The organism is Kitasatospora sp. NPDC059747 (assembly GCF_042732955.1).
In the GTDB taxonomy this organism is placed as follows: Bacteria; Actinomycetota; Actinomycetes; order Streptomycetales; family Streptomycetaceae; genus Kitasatospora.
In genome coordinates this window covers 1-16,858 of the sequence record NZ_JBHWGV010000164.1, presented here as the reverse complement: position 1 = coordinate 16,858, position 16,858 = coordinate 1, and the positions used below count along the sequence as shown (strand labels likewise).

Here is a 16,858-nt window from a genome sequence, read left to right as displayed (position 1 = left end):
GGGGGGGTGGGGGCGGGGGGGGGGCGCGCCGGCGCCCCCAGCCCCTTCTTGGGCGGAGGGGGCTTTTTTTTACACCGTTTCACACCACCCCTGTTCTTTTCTGTCCAACACCACGTTTGGAACACCCGAACGACCGGCCGGCGCCGGTGCCCCGGCCCACACCGGGGTGCCCCGGCCCTCGCCGCCCTCCGGGCCCCTTGACCCTCCAGGTGCCAGGTGCCGCTTAACCCTCCAGGTCCCCCTCGCCCTCCAGGTCCCCCTCGGTCTCCAGGAACGCGGCCTGCAGCTGCTCGATCAGCTCCGGGTCCGGCTTCTCCCACAGGCCGCGGCTCGCCGCCTCCAGGAGGCGCTCGCTGATCCCGTGCAGCGCCCACGGGTTGGCGCCGGCGAGGAACTCCCGGTTGACCGGGTCCAGCACGTACTCCTGGGTCAGCTTCTCGTACATCCAGTCCGCGACCACGCCCGTCGTGGCGTCGTAGCCGAACAGGTAGTCGACGGTGGCGGCCATCTCGAACGCGCCCTTGTAGCCGTGGCGGCGCATCGCCTCGATCCAGCGCGGGTTGACCACCCGGGCGCGGAAGACGCGGGCGGCCTCCTCGGTGAGCGTCCTGGTGCGGACGGTCTCCGGGCGGGTCGAGTCGCCGATGTAGGCGGTCGGTGCCTTGCCGGTGAGGGCGCGGACGGTGGCGACCATGCCGCCGTGGTACTGGAAGTAGTCGTCCGAGTCGGCGATGTCGTGCTCGCGGGTGTCGGTGTTCTTCGCGGCGACGGTGATCCGCTTGTAGGCGGTCTCCATCTCCTCGCGCGCCGGGCGTCCGTCGAGACCGCGCCCGTACGCGTAGCCGCCCCACACCGTGTAGACCTCGGCGAGGTCGGCGTCGGTGCGCCAGTCGCGGCTGTCGATCAGCTGGAGCAGGCCCGCGCCGTAGGTGCCGGGGCGGGAGCCGAAGACGCGGACGGTGGCCTTGCGCTCGTCCCCGTGGACGGCGAGGTCGGCCTGCACGTGGGCGCGGACGAAGTTGTCCTCCGCCGGTTCCTCCTGGGCGGCGGCCAGGCGCACGGCGTCGTCGAGCAGGGCGACGACGTGCGGGAACGCGTCGCGGAAGAAGCCCGAGATGCGCAGCGTGACGTCGATGCGCGGGCGGCCGAGCTCCTCCAGCGGGATCGGCTCCAGGCCGGTCACGCGGCGCGAGGCGTCGTCCCAGACCGGGCGGACGCCGAGCAGGGCGAAGGCCTCGGCGATGTCGTCGCCGGCGGTGCGCATCGCGCTGGTGCCCCACAGCGAGAGCCCGACGGAGGGCGGGCAGGCGCCGTCGTTGTCGGCCCGGTAGCGCTCGACCAGCGAGGCGGCGAGGGCCTGGCCGGTCTCCCAGGCGAGCTTGCTGGGCACGGCCTTGGGATCGACGGAGTAGAAGTTGCGGCCGGTGGGCAGCACGTTGACCAGGCCGCGCAGCGGGGAGCCGGAGGGCCCGGCCGGGACGAAGCCGCCCTGGAGCGCGTGCAGGACGGCGTCCAGCTCGTCGGTCGTGGCGGCCAGGCGCGGCACCACCTGGGTGGCGGCGAACGCGAGCACCTCGCGGACGGCCTCCGGGTGCCCGGCGGCGACCTTCTCCACCGCCTCGGGCGCCCAGTCCTCGGCCTCCATGGCCTCGACCAGGGCACGGGCCCGGGCCTCGGCCGCGTCGGTGGCGCCCAGCGTGAGCGCGGCCTCGTCCAGGCCGAGCGCCTCGCGCAGACCGGGCAGGGCGCTGACGCCGCCCCAGATCTGGCGGGCGCGCAGGATGGCGAGCACGATGTTGACGCGGTCGGTGCCGGCCGGGGCCTGGCCGAGGACGTGCAGGCCGTCGCGGATCTGGGCGTCCTTGACCTCGCACAGCCAGCCGTCGACGTGCAGCAGGAAGTCGTCGAAGCCGTCGTCCTCGGGGCGCTCGTCGAGGCCGAGGTCGTGGTCGAGCTTGGCGGCCTGGATGAGGGTCCAGATCTGGGCGCGGATCGCGGGCAGCTTGGCCGGGTCCATCGCGGCGATGTTGGAGTGCTCGTCGAGGAGCTGCTCCAGGCGGGCGATGTCGCCGTAGGAGTCGGCGCGGGCCATCGGCGGCACGAGGTGGTCGACCAGGGTGGCGTGGGCGCGGCGCTTGGCCTGGGTGCCCTCGCCCGGGTCGTTGACCAGGAACGGGTAGACGAGCGGGAGGTCGCCGAGGACGGCGTCGGGGCCGCACTCGGCGGACAGCGCGGCGGTCTTGCCGGGCAGCCACTCCAGGTTGCCGTGCTTGCCGAGGTGGATGACGGCGTGGGCGCCGAAGCCGCCGTCCTCCTGGGCGGCCTGGATCCAGCGGTAGGCGGCGAGGTAGTGGTGGCTCGGCGGCAGGTCGGGGTCGTGGTAGATCGCGACCGGGTTCTCGCCGAAGCCGCGCGGCGGCTGGATGAGGACGAGCAGGTTCCCGGAGCGGATCGCGGCGAGCACGATGTCGCCGTCGGGGTTCTGCGAGCGGTCGACGTACAGCTCGCCGGGGGCCGGGCCCCAGTGCTCCTCGACCCGCTCGCGCAGGCCCTGCGGGAGGGTGGCGTACCAGCGGCGGTAGTCGGCGGCGGGGATGCGGACCGGGTTGCGGGCCAGCTGGTCCTCGGTGAGCCAGTCCTGGTCGTAGCCGCCGGCGGCGATCAGGGCGTGGATGATCGCGTCGCCCTCGTGGCCGTCCTCGGCGCCGTCGTCCAGGCCGGGCAGGTCGTTCCCGAGGTCCATGCCCTCCTCGCGCAGCCGGTGCAGCAGCCGGACGGCGCTGGCCGGGGTGTCCAGGCCGACGGCGTTGCCGACGCGGGCGTGCTTGGTCGGGTACGCGGACAGCACGAGCGCGAGGCGGCGCTCGGCGGCCGGGACGTGCCGCAGGCGGGCGTGCTTGACGGCGGTGCCGGCGACGCGGGCGGCGCGCTCCGGGTCGGCGGCGTAGACGGTGAGGCCGTCCTCGTCGAGCTCCTTGAAGGAGAACGGGACGCTGATCAGACGGCCGTCGAACTCCGGCACGGCGATCTGCGTCGCGGTGTCCAGCGGGGACAGGCCGTCGTCGCTGGCCTCCCACTGGGCGCGCGACCAGGTGAGGCACAGCGCCTGGAGGATCGGGCGGTCCAGCGCGGCGAGCGCGCCCGCGTCCCAGGCCTCCTCGTCGCCGCCGGCCTGGGCGTCGGCGGGGCGGGTGCCGCCGGCGGCGAGCACGGTGGTGACGATCGCGTCGGCCTCGCCGAGGGCGGCCAGCAGCTCGGGCTCGGCGCCGCGCAGCGAGGCGCAGTAGTAGGCCTCCGCGCGGGCGCCCTTGTCCTCGATCGCCCGGCACAGGGTCTCGACGAAGGCGGTGTTCCCGCTCATGTGGTGGGCGCGGTAGTAGAGCACGGCGACCGTCGGGCGGGCGTCGTCGCCCTCGCCGGCGGTGGTCGCGGTCGCGGCCTCGCGCTCCAGCGGACCCCAGGCCGGGGCGGAGGCGGGCGGGGCGAAGCCGTGGCCGGTGAGCAGCACGGTGTCGGAGAGGAACGCGCCCAGCTCGGCCAGGTTGGCCGCGCCGCCGTGGGCGAGGTAGGCGTGCGCCTCGGCGGCGATGCCGGCCGGGACGGTGGACAGCTCCATCAGCTGGGCGTCGGGGGCCTGTTCGCCGGTCAGGACGATCACCGGGCGCGGGCCCGCCAGCAGCGCGTCGAGGCCCTCCTGCCAGGCGCGGCGCCCGCCGAGCAGGCGGACCACCACGAGCTCGGTGCCGTCCAGCAGCTCCGGCAGGTCCTCGGGGGACAGCCGGGCGGGGTTGCCGAGCCGGTACGGGACGGGGCCGGCCGAGGCGCGGGCGCTGAGCAGGTCGGTGTCGGACGTCGACAGCAGCAGGATCATGCGTAGGCCCTCCCGGCCTCGGTGGTGGCCGGGGCGGCCGAAACGGCGGCGGCCCGGACGGCCTCGGTGGTGGCCGGGGACGCGGGCGCGGGCATGCGACAGCGGTGGTGCATTTCTGCCTTCCTCGGGGTCCGCGCCCCGGGCCGGTGGAGGACGGCGGGAGTTCCTGGCTCCCGCGGCCACCGGGTGTCCCGGTGAGCCGCGGTCACAGTGGCGGGACCGCACCGGGCTTGCACCGGTTTCCTCCCCTGCGCCGTCGCTGGCGTCGGGCGGTCCGCGGGGACCGCCCGCCAGCATCGTACGGGGTGTGGCTGACCTGGGGGAGAGCGAGTTTCGACCTGCCCGGTGTCGGTGCGGGCGCGGGGGAGGTGCGGGGGCGGCGTGGGGACGGGGTGGCCGTGGGGGTGCGGGCGTGCGGCAGGGGCGTGCGGTCGGGCGTGGGCGGCGCGTGCCGGGGTGTGCGGTGGCAGGGCGAGCGTGAGGCGCGCACCGGGAGCCGGAGTGTGATCCCGAGTGTGATCCCGAGTGTGATGCAGCGGACGGAGGCAACCGATCGGATCATCTGTATGCTCGCCGCCATGCCACCGACACCCGACGCCACCCCGCCGGGCGCCGCGGTGCCCGACCGGGGGCGCGCGGACGCCTGTCCAGGGGCGCTTCGTCTGCATGCGGCCGACGACGGCGCCCTGGCCCGGGTCCGCCTGCCCGGCGGCCTCCTGACGGATCGTCAGGCACTCGCGCTGGCCGACGCGGCCGAGGCCCTCGGCGACGGCGCACTGGAGACCACCTCCCGCGGCAACGTCCAACTCCGGGGCCTGGCTCCGCACTGCGCGGCGGACCTCGCCGAACGGCTGCGCGCCGTCGGGCTGCTGCCCTCCGACACCCACGAGCGGGTGCGCAACATCGTCGCCTCGCCGCTCGCCGGCCTCGACGCCCGATCGGCCGCAGACGTGCAGGCCTGGGTGCGGGAACTGGACGCGCGGCTGTGCGCGAGCGACTGGGCGGCCGGACTCTCCGGCAAGTTCCTGTTCGCGCTGGACGACGGCCGCGGCGACGTCGCCGCGCTCGACGCCGATGTGACATTGATCGCAGGCCCGGACGGCCGCCGCCTGCTGCGCCTCGGGCGCGACGCCTCCGGACACCCGGTCGAGGCCGGGCGGGAAGTGACGGCCGTGCTGGACGCGGCCCGGTCCTTCCTGGACGCGCTGCGCGCGGGCGGACGCAAGGCCTGGCACCTGCGCGAAGTCCCGGACCTGCTGCCGGCCGGCACCGTACCGCTGCCCGCGCTCGCCGGGACCGCCCCCGTCGTCGGCACGCTGCCCGGCGGACTGTCGGTGGGCCTGCGCTTCGGACGGGCGAGCGCGGCGCAGTGGCGCGCGCTGGTCGCGGCCTCCGCCGGTGAACTGCGCCTGACGCCCTGGCGCGGAGCCGTCCTGCCGGGGGCCCCGGCCCAGCGGCTGGCCGGCCTCGCCGAGGCCGGGTTCCGGACGCTGCCCGGCTCGCCCTGGGAGCGGGCCTCCGCCTGTACCGGGCTGCCCGGGTGCGCCAAGTCGCTCGCCGACGTGCGGGCGGACGCGGCGCGGGCCCTGGACGCGGCGGCCGCCGGCGGGCTGCCCGTGCACTGGTCGGGCTGTGAACGGCGCTGCGGCCACCCGGCCGGGCGGTGGGTGGACGTGCTCGCCACCGGGCAGGGCTACCAGGTGACGGTGAACGGCCCGGCGGTCGGCGCGGACGCGCGGGCTTCCGCTTTGGATGTTTCCGTCGTGGATGTTTCCGCGAGGGAGGGTTCTGCGATGGAGGCTTCCGCCGTGGAGGTTCCCGCCGTGGACGTTTCCGCGATGGAGGTTTCCGCCGTGGATGTGACGAACGAGGAGATGGCCGAGGCGGTCGCCGAGGCCAGGAGGACCACGAAGTGATCGAGTACGAGAAGGACGGCGCGTCCATCTACCGCCAGTCCTTTGCCACCATCCGCGCGGAGGCCGACCTGGCCGCCCTGCCGGCGGACGTCTCCCAGGTCGCGGTGCGGATGATCCACGCCTGCGGGATGGTCGACCTGGTCGAGGACCTGGTGTACTCGCCCGGCGTGGTCGCCTCCGCGCGCGCCGCGCTGCACGCCGGTGCGCCGATCCTGTGCGACGTCAACATGGTCGCGAGCGGCGTGACCCGCAAGCGGCTGCCGGCCGACAACGAGGTCGTCTGCACCCTCACCGACCCGTCGGTCCCCGAACTGGCGCGCACGATGGGCAACACCCGCAGCGCCGCCGCCATGGAGCTGTGGCTGCCCCGCCTGGAAGGAGCCGTGGTGGCCGTCGGCAACGCGCCGACCTCGCTCTTCCGGCTCCTGGAGATGATCGAGGCGGGCGCACCGCGCCCGGCCGCGGTGATCGGCGTGCCGGTCGGCTTCATCGGCGCCGCCGAGTCCAAGCAGGCCCTGGCCGAGCACCCGTCCGGCCTGGAGCACCTGGTGGTGCGCGGCCGCCGCGGTGGCAGCGCGATGGCCGCCGCCGCCATCAACGCGATTGCGAGCGAAGAAGAGTGACGGACCGTCAGAACCGTCAGAACGTTGCCTCGACCGGACGGCTCTACGGAGTCGGGCTCGGGCCGGGCGACCCGTCGCTGGTGACCGTCCGCGCCGCCGAACTCATCGGCAAGGCCGACGTCGTGGCGTACCACAGCGCCCGGCACGGGCGGTCCATCGCGCGCTCGATCGCCGAGCGGTACCTGACGGGTGGTCAGATCGAGGAGAAGCTGGTCTACCCGATCACGGTCGAGACCACCGATCACCCGGGCGGCTACCGGGGCGCGCTGGACGACTTCTACGAGGAGGCCGCCGCCCGGCTGGCCGCCCACCTGGACGCCGGGCGCGACGTCGTCGTGCTCGCCGAGGGCGACCCGCTGTTCTACGGCTCCTACCAGCACATGCACAAGCGGCTCGCGCACCGCTACCCGACCGAGGTGGTGCCGGGCGTGACCTCCGTCAGCGCGGCGGCCGCCCGGCTCGGCCAGCCGTTGACGGAGGCCGAGGAGACCCTGACGGTCATCCCCGGCACGCTGCCCGAGGAGGAGCTGGCGGCGCGGATCGCGGCCGCGGACTCGGCCGTGATCATGAAGCTCGGGCGCACCTTCCCGGCCGTCCGCCGCGCGCTGGAGCGGGCGGGCCGACTGGAGGACGCGCAGTACGTCGAGCGCGCGTTCATGGAGGGGGAGCGGATCGCGCCCCTCGCCGAGATCGACGGGGAGACGGTGCCGTACTTCTCGGTGGCGGTCCTGCCGAGCAAGGTCGCCCCGCTGGAGCCGGTCGTGCGGACGGCGGAGGGGGCCGGCAGCGTGACCGTCGTCGGCACCGGGCCGGCCGGGCCGCTGTGGCTCACCCCGGAGGCGCGCGGCGCGCTGGCCGAGGCCACCGACCTGGTCGGCTACACCACCTACCTGGCCCGGGTGCCGGAGCGGCCGGGGCAGGTGCGGCACGGCTCGGACAACAAGGTGGAGTCCGAGCGCGCCGAGTTCGCCCTCGACCTGGCCCGGCGCGGACGGCGGGTCTGCGTGGTGTCCTCGGGCGACCCGGGCGTCTTCGCGATGGCGACGGCGGTGCTGGAGGTCGCCTGCGAGGAGGCCTACCGGGACGTGCCGGTGCGGGTCCTGCCCGGGATGACCGCGGCGCACGCGGCCGCGTCCCGGGCGGGTGCCCCGCTGGGGCACGACTACGCGGTCGTCTCGCTGTCGGACCGGCTCAAGCCGTGGGACGCGGTGGCCCGCCGCCTGCGCGCGGCGGCGGAGGCGGACCTGGTGCTCGCGCTGTACAACCCGGGGTCCAAGTCGCGGACGACGCAGGTCGGCCTGGCCCGGGACCTCCTCCTGGAGTACCGCGCGCCGGAGACGCCCGTCGTGATGGCGCGCGATGTCGGCGGCCCGACCGAGCGGGTCCGGATCGTGCGGCTCGGCGAGCTGGACCCGGCGCTCGTCGACATGCGGACGATCCTGCTGATCGGCTCCTCGCAGACGCGGGCCGTCGAGCGCGGGGCCGGCGTCGAGGTCGTCTGGACGCCGCGGCGGTACCCGGAGTAGCGGAGAACGGCTGACAGATAACAGCTGACAGATTTCGTTATCTGTCAGCTGTTATCTGTTACTCGTCAGCCGTCAGCCGTCAGCCGTCAGCCGTCAGCCGCTGACCGCCGGCCGCCCCAGTCACCGAGTCGGCTTGGTGATCAGCAGCTCCGTGTTGTGGTCCTGCCCCGCGCCGAGCAGCGCGGCCGGCCGCCCGTACGGGTCGTTGTAGGACAGCTCGCGGTAGAGCGCGGCCAGGTTCGCGTCCGACGTGCTGCCGAAGTCCGTCCCGTACGGGGCGTCGGACTCGATCAGCGTCGTGAACAGGGAGAGCGTGCCGTCCCCGTTGTCCGCGATCTCGATGATCCGGCCGTGCTGCGGGTAGTCGATGTGGGAGGCGGTGTTGATCTCCCAGAACGCGCGCTCCGGCACCGCGTGCCCGTGCGCCGTGATCTGGTTCCTGTGGGTGTGCCCGTTCACCCACGCGACGACGTTGGGGTAGCGCTGGAGCAGCGCCACCAGTTCGTTGCCGTCGTGCCGCTTCTCGAAGATGTTGCGCGGGTCGGGCAGCAGGTTGCCCATGGTGCCGCTGGTGTGGTGGCTGAAGATCAGGATCAGGTCGTCGGCGCTGCCGCCCGTCACCTTGCGCCCGTTGCCGTCGTACCAGTGCCCGCTGTGCGCCTTCAGCTGCTGCTCCAGCCAGCGCAGTTGGGCGGTGCCGATCGAACCGTCCGCGAATCCGGCCTGGTTGGTGGTGTCCAGGCTGATGCCGAGGACCTTCTCCGAGATGCGGAAGGTGTAGAAGAGCTTGCCGCTGTTCACCATGTCCGAGGTGAAGCCGTGCCCGTGCGGGCCCGCGCCGGTGACCGCCGGGTCGAGGTGGGCCTTCGCGAACTCCTTGAGCGTGAACGGCCGTCGGCGCTCGTCTGGGGTGATCTCGCGCACCGCGTCGCCGGTCGCCAGCAGCTTGCCGAGCAGCAGCGCGGCGCTCGCCGGGTCGTGCCGCAGGGCCTCCGTCAGGCGGCCGGCCTCGGCGTCGTCGCAGCCCTCCAGCTTGTACCGGCCGGTGTAGAGGTCGTTCAGCAGGCCGAGGTCCGGGAGCGAACCCTCAAGGCTGTCATCGTGGTTGCCGACCGTCGTGTACCAGGGCGTGCGCAGGCCGGGGGCGTCGAAGGGGCGGCCGGCGGCCGACAGGAAGCCGGGTATCTGCGGGAAGCCCTTCGCCTTGTAGCCGTCCTGGAAGGACAGTTCGGGGTTCCAGTAGGCGGAGCTGCCGGAGTTCTGCACGCCCTCGTAGCGGTTCGGGTCGCCGGTGTTCTGGGCGAGGCGTCCGCCGCCCATCACCGTGAGGTACCAGTCGAGTTCGGCGTGCTCGTGGTTGTCGGTGTTGTCGCCGGTGGCCATCACCAGGCTGAACGGCATCCCGGTGTAGGGGCCGCCGGCGAGCGAGTTGACGCGCTCGACGAGGGCCGAGACACCGCGGGCGTTCAGCGTCTCGTGCGGCCGGTGCGCCGCGCCGAGGAACTTGGCGAGGTACTCGAAGCGGAACGGCGACTCGGTGTCGACCAGGTGCAGGTCGGAGAACTGGACGAAGCTGGCCAGCCCGGTGCGGCGGTCGTCGCGCCCGCTGCCCGGGGCCGCGATGTCCCCGCGGACGACCAGCGGCCAGCCCGGCCCGGCCGTCAGCCGCTTGTAGGAGCCGTTGCCGACCGGCGTCGCCACCTGGTCGAGCGTGGTCCCGGTCACCCGGACGGCTCTCGCGGCGGTGGCCGCCAGCGCCCGGTCGCGCGCCGCCGCCGACGCGAACTGCGCGCCGCCCAGCGAAAGGGCCGCCCAGGCGGCGGCCACCGACGTACCCGTCACGAACGTACGCCGACTCATCCCTGCCACGAAAACCCCGCATTCTGATGACCCGGCCGGTCGCACCGGTCCCGGGCCTCGTGTCATGAACCCGCATCTGGCGGAGCGACAGATTACTCACTGGTAGGCGGCGGTTTCGAGACCCGTGCAGAGAACTTCTCGGTAACGAGAGGCGGCCATTCCCACCGCTCCCACCGGCCCCCGCCCGTACCCCCGCCCGCATCCCCGCCCGCACGTCCGCCCCCACGTCCGCCCGCACGTCCGCCCGTACCCTCACCCACGTCGGCCGAGGGCCCCGGTCACCGTCCGGCCGGGTCCATGGGGGAAAATCGGCACCGGAGGCCGTTGCGGCCGTCCCGGGGCGGCGGCCGGAGTGATGACCGGTGGCGCGGCCGGGGACGGCGGCCCGTGCAGCAATCGGTGCGGCGACGGGAGCAGCGGCCATGACGGCGACCGAGACAGCGAGCGAGGCGGACGTGGCCGAACCGGGAGGCCGGGCCGGGCAGCTGAAGAGCAGCGGCCTGCGGCACGGCTGGACGACGGGCGCCTGCGCCACCGCCGCCGCCAAGGCCGCGTACACGGCGCTGCTCACCGGTGAGTTCCCGGACCCGGTGACCATCACCCTCCCCAAGGGGCAGCAGCCCGCGTTCGCCCTGGCCGCGGAGGAGCTCGGGCCGGCGAGCGGCTCGGCCGCCCCCGGCCGGCACCCGGGCGCCCCGGACGGTCCGGACGGTCCGAGCGCCATGGCCGGCGTGGTCAAGGACGCCGGCGACGACCCCGATGTGACGCACGGCGCCCTCATCCGTGCGACGGTGCGGGCCGGCGAGCCCGGCGCCGGGGTGGTGTTCCGGGCCGGTCCGGGGGTCGGGACGGTCACCAAGGCCGGTCTGCCGCTGGCCGTCGGCGAGCCCGCCATCAACCCGGTGCCGAGGCAGATGATCCGCGACGCCGTCGCCGAGGTGGCCGCCGAGCACGGTGGGACGGGGGACGTCGTCGTCGAGGTCTCCGTCGACCACGGCGAGGAGATCGCCCGCTCCACCTGGAACCCCCGCCTCGGGATCCTCGGCGGCCTGTCCATCCTGGGCACGACCGGCATCGTCGTCCCCTACTCCTGCTCGGCCTGGATCGACTCGATCCGCCGCGGCGTGGACGTGGCGCGCGCGGCGGGCCGCACGCACGTGGCGGGGTGCACCGGCTCGACGTCGGAGAAGGTCGCGGTCGCCGTGCACGGACTGCCCGAGGACGCGCTGCTCGACATGGGCGACTTCGCCGGCGCCGTCCTCAAGTACCTCAAGCGCCACCCGGTGCCGAGGCTGACCATCGCGGGCGGCTTCGCCAAGCTGTCCAAGCTCGCGGCCGGCCACCTCGACCTGCACTCGGCGCGCTCGCAGGTGGACAAGGGATACCTCGCGGACCTGGCCCGGCGCGGCGGCGCGGACGAGGCCCTGGCCGCGGCGGTGGCCGCCGCCAACACCGGCCTGGAGGCGGTGCAGTTGTGCCGGGCGGCGGGCGTGCCGCTGGGGGACCTGGTCGCCGAGGCGGCCCGGGCGACGGCGCTCGGCGTGCTCGTCGGCTCCCCGGTGGCGGTGGACGTCATCTGCATCGACCGCGCGGGCACCATCGTCGGACGGGCGGAACCGCTCGGGCCGTGAGGCGCGGCGGCCGTACTTCCCGGGCCCCACGGGTTCAGTCGGGTGAACTCCCGGGAATGCGTGGAAAGCTCAGCAATATCTCATGGTGATGTGAAGATCTGACGCCCATACGGGGCGAGAAACGGACAAATGGAGCAAGGATTCGCCCCCTGATTCTGTCGCCATCTCAAGCGTGAGATATGGTCTGCCGGGTGACAGGCGACTACCTCACCCGTATCGGCACCCTCATCCGTACCGCGCGCCAGCACCGCGGCTGGTCCCAGGCGCAGCTCGGCGAGGCCCTCGGCACCAGCCAGAGCGCGGTCAACCGCATCGAACAGGGCAAGCAGAACGTCAGCCTTGAGATGATCGCCCGCATCGGCGAAGCCCTCGACAGCGAGATCGTCTCCCTCGGCTACTCCGGCCCGATGCACCTGCGCGTCGCCGGCGGCACCCGCCTCTCCGGCGCGATCGACGTCCGCAGCAGCAAGAACGCCTGCGTCGCGATCCTCTGCGCCTCGCTCCTCACCACCGGCCGCACCACGATCCGCAGCGTCGCCCGGATCGAGGAGGTCTACCGCATCCTCGAGGTCCTCACCAGCATCGGCGTCAAGAGCCGCTGGATCAACGAGGGCCGCGACCTCGAACTCACCCCGCCGGCCGAGCTCGACCTCGCCGCGATGGACGTCGAGGCCGCCCGCCGCACCCGCAGCGTGCTGATGTTCCTCGGCCCGCTGATGCACCGCGCCGAGCACTTCGCCATCCCGTACGCGGGCGGCTGCGACCTCGGCACCCGCACCGTCCAGCCGCACCTGACCGCGCTGCGCCGCTTCGGCCTGGAGGTCGCCACCACCGGCGGCGCCTACCACGCCTCGGTCGAGCCGGGCGTCCCGCTGGACCGTCCGATCGTGCTGACCGAGCGCGGGGACACCGTCACCGAGAACGCGCTGCTGGCCGCGGCCCGCCACGACGGCGTGAGCGTCATCCGCAACGCCTCGCCCAACTACATGGTCCAGGACCTGTGCTTCTTCCTGGAGAAGCTCGGCGTGAAGATCGAGGGCATCGGCACCACCACCCTCACCGTGCACGGCGTCCCGGAGATCACCTGCGACGTCGACTACACCCCGGCCGAGGACCCGGTGGAGGCGATGAGCCTGCTCGCCGCCGCCGTCGTCACCTCCTCCGAGCTGACGATCCGCCGGGTGCCGATCGAGTTCCTGGAGATCGAGCTCGCCGTGCTGGAGGGCATGGGCCTGGACTATGACCGGACCCCGGAGTACCGGGCCCACAACGGTCACACCCGGCTGGTCGACCTCACCGTGCGCCCGTCCAAGCTGACCGCGCCGATCGACACCATCCACCCGATGCCGTTCCCGGGCATCAACATCGACAACGTGCCGTTCTTCGCCGCGATCGCCGCGGCGGCGCACGGCACGACGATGATCCACGACTGGGTCTACGACAACCGCGCGATCTACCTCACCGAGCTGACCAGGCTCGGCGCGGACGTCAAGCTCCTCGACCCGCACCGCGTCCTCGTCCAGGGCCCGACCCGCTGGCGCGCCGCCGAGATGATGTGCCCGCCCGCGCTGCGGCCCGCGGTGGTCATCCTCCTCGCGATGCTCGCCGCGCAGGGCACCTCCGTGCTGCGCAACGTCTACGTCATCAACCGCGGTTACGAGGACCTCGCCGAGCGCCTCAACTCGATCGGCGCGCAGATCGAGACCTTCCGCGACATCTGACGGCCGGCGTCGATCCCCTGACCGTCCGTCAGGGGATCGCCCCGTCGAGGCCGGACAGCAGCAGGGCCACGTCCAACCCGGTGTTCAGGTACTCCACGAACACCGGGTTGTTCAGTGCCCAGGGCGAACGCCGTTCCCGGACCAGTCCGATGGCCCGGTCGGTGTCGTGCCCGAGGAGCGCGAGGGCGCCCGCCACCACGAGGCCGGAGCGGTTGTAGCCGGAGTGGCAGCGCACGAGGGTCCGGCGGCCCCGGCGGACGGCCTGCGCGGTGAGCGCGACCGCGTCCTGGACGGCCCGGATCTGGGCGGCGGAGAGCACGTCGTCCGGCACCGCCCGGACGACGTGCTCCACGTGCGGGGCGGGCCCGTGTCCCGGCAGCGTGAACAAGCTGACGACGACGTCGAACTCGTATCCCACGATGGCGAGTTCGAGATCACCGCCGGGTGGGGTCCAGTAGTGCCCGCCCATCCAGAGCCCGGGCGTGATCTCGTTCCAGGGGGCCGAGGGGCCCGGGGTGTCGCGCTCCTTCTGGCGGGTCCGCATGCGTGGTTCCGTGGTCCTTCCCGTTCGGCGGGCGGCGCTCGTCGATCAATGGGGACGGGGATCCGGCGAAGTGGGCGGACCTCTCCGCCACAGCGGCCCGGGGTGTCCAACGATGCTGCGGCGCACGCGAGTTCCCGAGCAGGCCGACCGGACATGCCAGCAGACTAGGCGAGTTCGCCCAAGGAACCGGCCGTCGTGGCCAGCCAGCGGACCGCGCCCGGGACGTCCGGCGCGACCGGGACGCCGTCGGGCAGCGGCGGGCGCTCCACGACGACCACGGGCAGGCCGAGTTCGCGCGCGGCGGTGAGCTTGGGGGCGGTGGCCGCGCCGCCGCTGTCCTTGGTGACGAGGACGTCGATCCGGTGTTCGCGCAGCAGCGCGCGTTCGCCGTCCAGCGTGAACGGGCCCCGGTCCAGCAGGACTTCGAGCGAGGGCGGCAACGGCGGCTCGGGCGGGTCGACCGAGCGGGCCACGAAGTGCAGTCCGTCGAGGTGCGCGAAGGTGCCGATGCCCTGCCGCCCGGTGGTGAGGAACACCCGCCGCCCGAGGGCGGGCAAGGCCTCGGCCGCCGCGGCGAGCGAGGGGACGGGGTGCCAGCGGTCGCCGTCGGCCGGTGACCAGCCGGGCCGTCGCAGCGCCAGCAGCGGCACGCCGGTGGCGGCGGCCGCGAGGGCGGCGTTGCGGGACATGCCGGCGGCGAACGGGTGGGTGGCGTCCACCACGGCGGCCACGCGCTCGGCGCGCAGCCAGGCCGCCAGGCCGTCCGGACCGCCGAAGCCGCCGATCCTCACCTCCCCCACGGGGAGCCGGGGTTGAGCCACCCGGCCGGCCAGCGAACTGGTCACGCGCAGGTGCGGGTCCCCGGCGAGTACGGCGGCGAGGGACCGGCCCTCGGTCGTGCCGCCGAGGATCAGGACGTGGCGGACCACCGGGTCACGCCCCGCAGGGCTCGTGCGGGCGCTCGCGGTCCGCCGAGTAGAGGTGGCTGTCGCGGAACTGCTCGGCGGCGAGGGTCCGTCCGACGATGATCACCGCGGTGCGGACCACGCCGGCCGCCTTCACCTGCTCCGCGATGTCGGCGAGCGTGCCGCGCAGCACCAGTTCGTCCGGGCGGCTGGCCATCGCGACGACGGCGGCGGGGCATTCGGCGCCGTAGTGCGGAAGCAGCTGCTCGACGACGTCGTCGATGTAGCCGGCGGCCAGGTGCAGCACCAGCAGGGCGCCGCTGCGCCCGAGGGTCGCCAGGTCCTCGCCCTCCGGCATGGGCGTGGCGCGCTTGGCGATCCGGGTGAGGATGACGGTCTGGCCGACCGTCGGCACGGTCAGCTCCCGCTTCAGCGCGGCCGCCGCGGCCGCGAAGGCCGGCACGCCCGGGACCACCTCGTACGGGACGCCGGCCGCGTCGAGGCGGCGCATCTGCTCGGCGACCGCGGAGAAGACGGACGGGTCGCCGGAGTGCAGGCGGGCCACGTCCTGCCCGGCCTCGTGGGCGCGGACCAGCTCGGTGACGATCTGGTCGAGGTTGAGCTGGGCGGTGTCGATCAGCCGGGCATCGGCCGGGCACTCGTCGAGGAGCTCGCGCGGCACCAGGCTGCCGGCGTAGAGGCAGACCTCGGCGCGGGCGAGGATCCGCTGGCCGCGCAGGGTGATCAGGTCGGCGGCGCCCGGGCCGGCTCCGATGAAGTAGACGGTCACGAGGCGTCCTCCTGGGGGGTGTTGGGCTTGACGGCGGACCACTGGGTGACCGGCATGGCCTGCCGCCATCCGGTGAACCCGCCGACCGGGACGGCGTGGGCGACGGCGAGCTTGACGAGCTCGCCGCCGTGGCGCCGGTACCAGTCGGTGAGCAGCGCCTCGGATTCCAGTGTCACCGTGTTGGCGACCAGCCGGCCGCCGGGCGCCAGGGCGGCCCAGCAACTCTCCAGCAGGCCGGGAGCGGTGAGGCCGCCGCCGATGAACACGGCGTCGGGGGTGGGGAGTTCCGCGAGTGCGGCAGGAGCCCGGCCGGTGACGACGCGCAGCCGGGGGACGCCCAGCGCGGCGGCGTTGCGGGTGATGCGCCCGGCCCGGACGGGGTCGCGCTCGACGGTGACGGCCTGGCAGTCGCGGTGGGCGCGCAGCCACTCGATGGCGATCGAGCCGGAGCCGCCGCCGACGTCCCAGAGCAGCTCGCCGGGGGCGGGCGCGAGGGCGGCGAGGGTCGCGGCGCGGACGTGGCGCTTGGTGAGCTGGCCGTCGCTCTCGTACGCGGCGTCGGGCAGGCCGGGGACGAGGGAGGTGCGGGGCCCGGCGCCGAGGTCGACCGCGATGACGTTCAGCGGGTCGCCGGGCGGGTGCGGCCAGCCGTCCGCCGGGCCGTCGAGGTGCCGTTCGGCGGGGGAGCCGAGCTGTTCGAGCACCCGGAGGCGGGCGTCGCCGTAACCGCGGGCGGTGAGCAGCGCGGCGACGGCCGCCGGGGTGGCGGCGTCGGCGCTGAGCACGAGCAGGCGGCGGCCGGAGTGGAGGGCCAGGGCGAGGGTGTCCAGCGGGCGGCCGACGAGGCTGACCACCTCGGTGGCCTCCAGGGGCCAGCCGAGGCGGGCGCACGCGTGGGAGACGGAGGAGGGGTGGGGCAGGACGCGGAGGCGTTCGGCGCCGACCGTCTCGGCGAGGGTGCGGCCGATGCCGTAGAACATCGGGTCGCCGCTGGCGAGGACGGCGATGCGGCGGCCGGTGTGGGCGGCGAGCAGCCCGGGGACGGCGGGGCGCAGCGGGGACGGCCAGGGGACGCGGTCGGCGGGCACCTCGTCGTGGGGGAGGAGGTCCAGCTGCCGGGGGCCGCCGATGACGACCTCGGCCGCGTGGAGGGCGGCGCGGGAGGTGGCGGCGAGGCCGGGCCAGCCGTCGGCCCCGATCCCGACGACGGTGATCGGGGGTGGCAGCTCGGGCACCGGGTGGCTCCTCGTCGTTCGGTGGGCCGTGAGGCGGGAGGGGGAAACGGACGTAGCCGGGGCAGCCTACCTGGCGGTTTGGCGGAGGATCAGGGCGGGCGACGGGTGACGGCGGACGGGTGACGACTTTCAGCGAACAGAAATAAAAAATAAAAATAGTTAGATGTGGTTGTATGGATATTATTGCCCGAATATGGTGAGGGGCCCGCCGCCCCCCCCCCCCCCCCCCCCCCCCC

The 16,858-nt window shown here is 74.2% G+C and carries 11 protein-coding genes and 1 riboswitch; of the genes, 5 read left to right on the top strand and 6 right to left on the bottom strand.

Annotated features, from left to right (window positions below; translation table 11 throughout):
- Positions 1–223 precede the first annotated feature (223 nt).
- A complete protein-coding gene (gene cobN / locus ACFV4G_RS39785; protein ID WP_380447851.1) occupies positions 224–3,871 on the bottom strand; it encodes a cobaltochelatase subunit CobN in 3,648 nt (1,215 codons plus the stop codon).
- A 160-nt stretch (positions 3,872–4,031) separates the two neighbouring features.
- Positions 4,032–4,117, bottom strand: a riboswitch (cobalamin riboswitch).
- 332 nt (positions 4,118–4,449) lie between these two features.
- On the opposite strand from cobN, the gene ACFV4G_RS39780 reads away from it, so the two are divergent.
- Genes ACFV4G_RS39780 through ACFV4G_RS39770 form a run of 3 tightly spaced genes read left to right on the top strand, consistent with a single transcriptional unit; the run spans position 4,450 to position 7,936 of the window.
- Positions 4,450–5,787 (top strand): cobalamin biosynthesis protein CobG, encoded by a 1,338-nt coding sequence (locus tag ACFV4G_RS39780; RefSeq protein WP_380447849.1) that lies wholly within the window; start codon positions 4,450–4,452, stop codon positions 5,785–5,787.
- On the top strand, positions 5,784–6,410 hold the full coding sequence (locus ACFV4G_RS39775) for a precorrin-8X methylmutase (protein ID WP_380447847.1): 627 nt from the start codon (positions 5,784–5,786) through the stop codon (positions 6,408–6,410). Before ACFV4G_RS39780 ends, ACFV4G_RS39775 begins: the two co-directional genes overlap by 4 nt.
- Complete coding sequence (locus tag ACFV4G_RS39770; RefSeq protein WP_380447845.1) at positions 6,407–7,936, top strand: precorrin-2 C(20)-methyltransferase; 1,530 nt, start codon at positions 6,407–6,409, stop codon at positions 7,934–7,936. The genes ACFV4G_RS39775 and ACFV4G_RS39770 overlap by 4 nt, the downstream gene beginning before the upstream one ends.
- 120 nt (positions 7,937–8,056) lie before the next feature.
- On the opposite strand, the gene ACFV4G_RS39765 is transcribed toward ACFV4G_RS39770, so the two are convergent.
- A complete protein-coding gene (locus ACFV4G_RS39765; protein ID WP_380447843.1) occupies positions 8,057–9,796 on the bottom strand; it encodes a TIGR03767 family metallophosphoesterase in 1,740 nt (579 codons plus the stop codon).
- A gap of 422 nt (positions 9,797–10,218) precedes the next feature.
- On the opposite strand from ACFV4G_RS39765, the gene ACFV4G_RS39760 reads away from it, so the two are divergent.
- Both ACFV4G_RS39760 and ACFV4G_RS39755 read left to right on the top strand, forming a co-directional pair.
- Entirely contained in the window at positions 10,219–11,427 is a 1,209-nt protein-coding gene (locus tag ACFV4G_RS39760) for a cobalt-precorrin-5B (C(1))-methyltransferase (protein WP_380447841.1), read from the top strand.
- Positions 11,428–11,618: 191 nt separating this feature from the next.
- Positions 11,619–13,148, top strand: coding sequence for a UDP-N-acetylglucosamine 1-carboxyvinyltransferase (locus tag ACFV4G_RS39755; protein WP_359957966.1), 1,530 nt, complete (start codon positions 11,619–11,621; stop codon positions 13,146–13,148).
- 28 nt (positions 13,149–13,176) lie between these two features.
- Here the strand turns inward: ACFV4G_RS39755 and ACFV4G_RS39750 are convergent, their stop codons facing one another.
- The 4 genes from ACFV4G_RS39750 to cbiE form a co-directional block, all read right to left on the bottom strand.
- On the bottom strand, positions 13,177–13,692 hold the full coding sequence (locus ACFV4G_RS39750) for a protein phosphatase (protein ID WP_380447839.1): 516 nt from the start codon (positions 13,690–13,692) through the stop codon (positions 13,177–13,179).
- A 164-nt stretch (positions 13,693–13,856) separates the two neighbouring features.
- Complete coding sequence (locus ACFV4G_RS39745) at positions 13,857–14,621, bottom strand: cobalt-precorrin-6A reductase (RefSeq protein ID WP_380447837.1); 765 nt, start codon at positions 14,619–14,621, stop codon at positions 13,857–13,859.
- Between the two features lie 4 nt (positions 14,622–14,625).
- On the bottom strand, positions 14,626–15,387 hold the full coding sequence (cobM, locus tag ACFV4G_RS39740; RefSeq protein WP_380447836.1) for a precorrin-4 C(11)-methyltransferase: 762 nt from the start codon (positions 15,385–15,387) through the stop codon (positions 14,626–14,628).
- Complete coding sequence (gene cbiE, locus ACFV4G_RS39735; protein ID WP_380447834.1) at positions 15,384–16,622, bottom strand: precorrin-6y C5,15-methyltransferase (decarboxylating) subunit CbiE; 1,239 nt, start codon at positions 16,620–16,622, stop codon at positions 15,384–15,386. The genes cobM and cbiE overlap by 4 nt, the downstream gene beginning before the upstream one ends.
- Positions 16,623–16,858 lie beyond the last annotated feature (236 nt).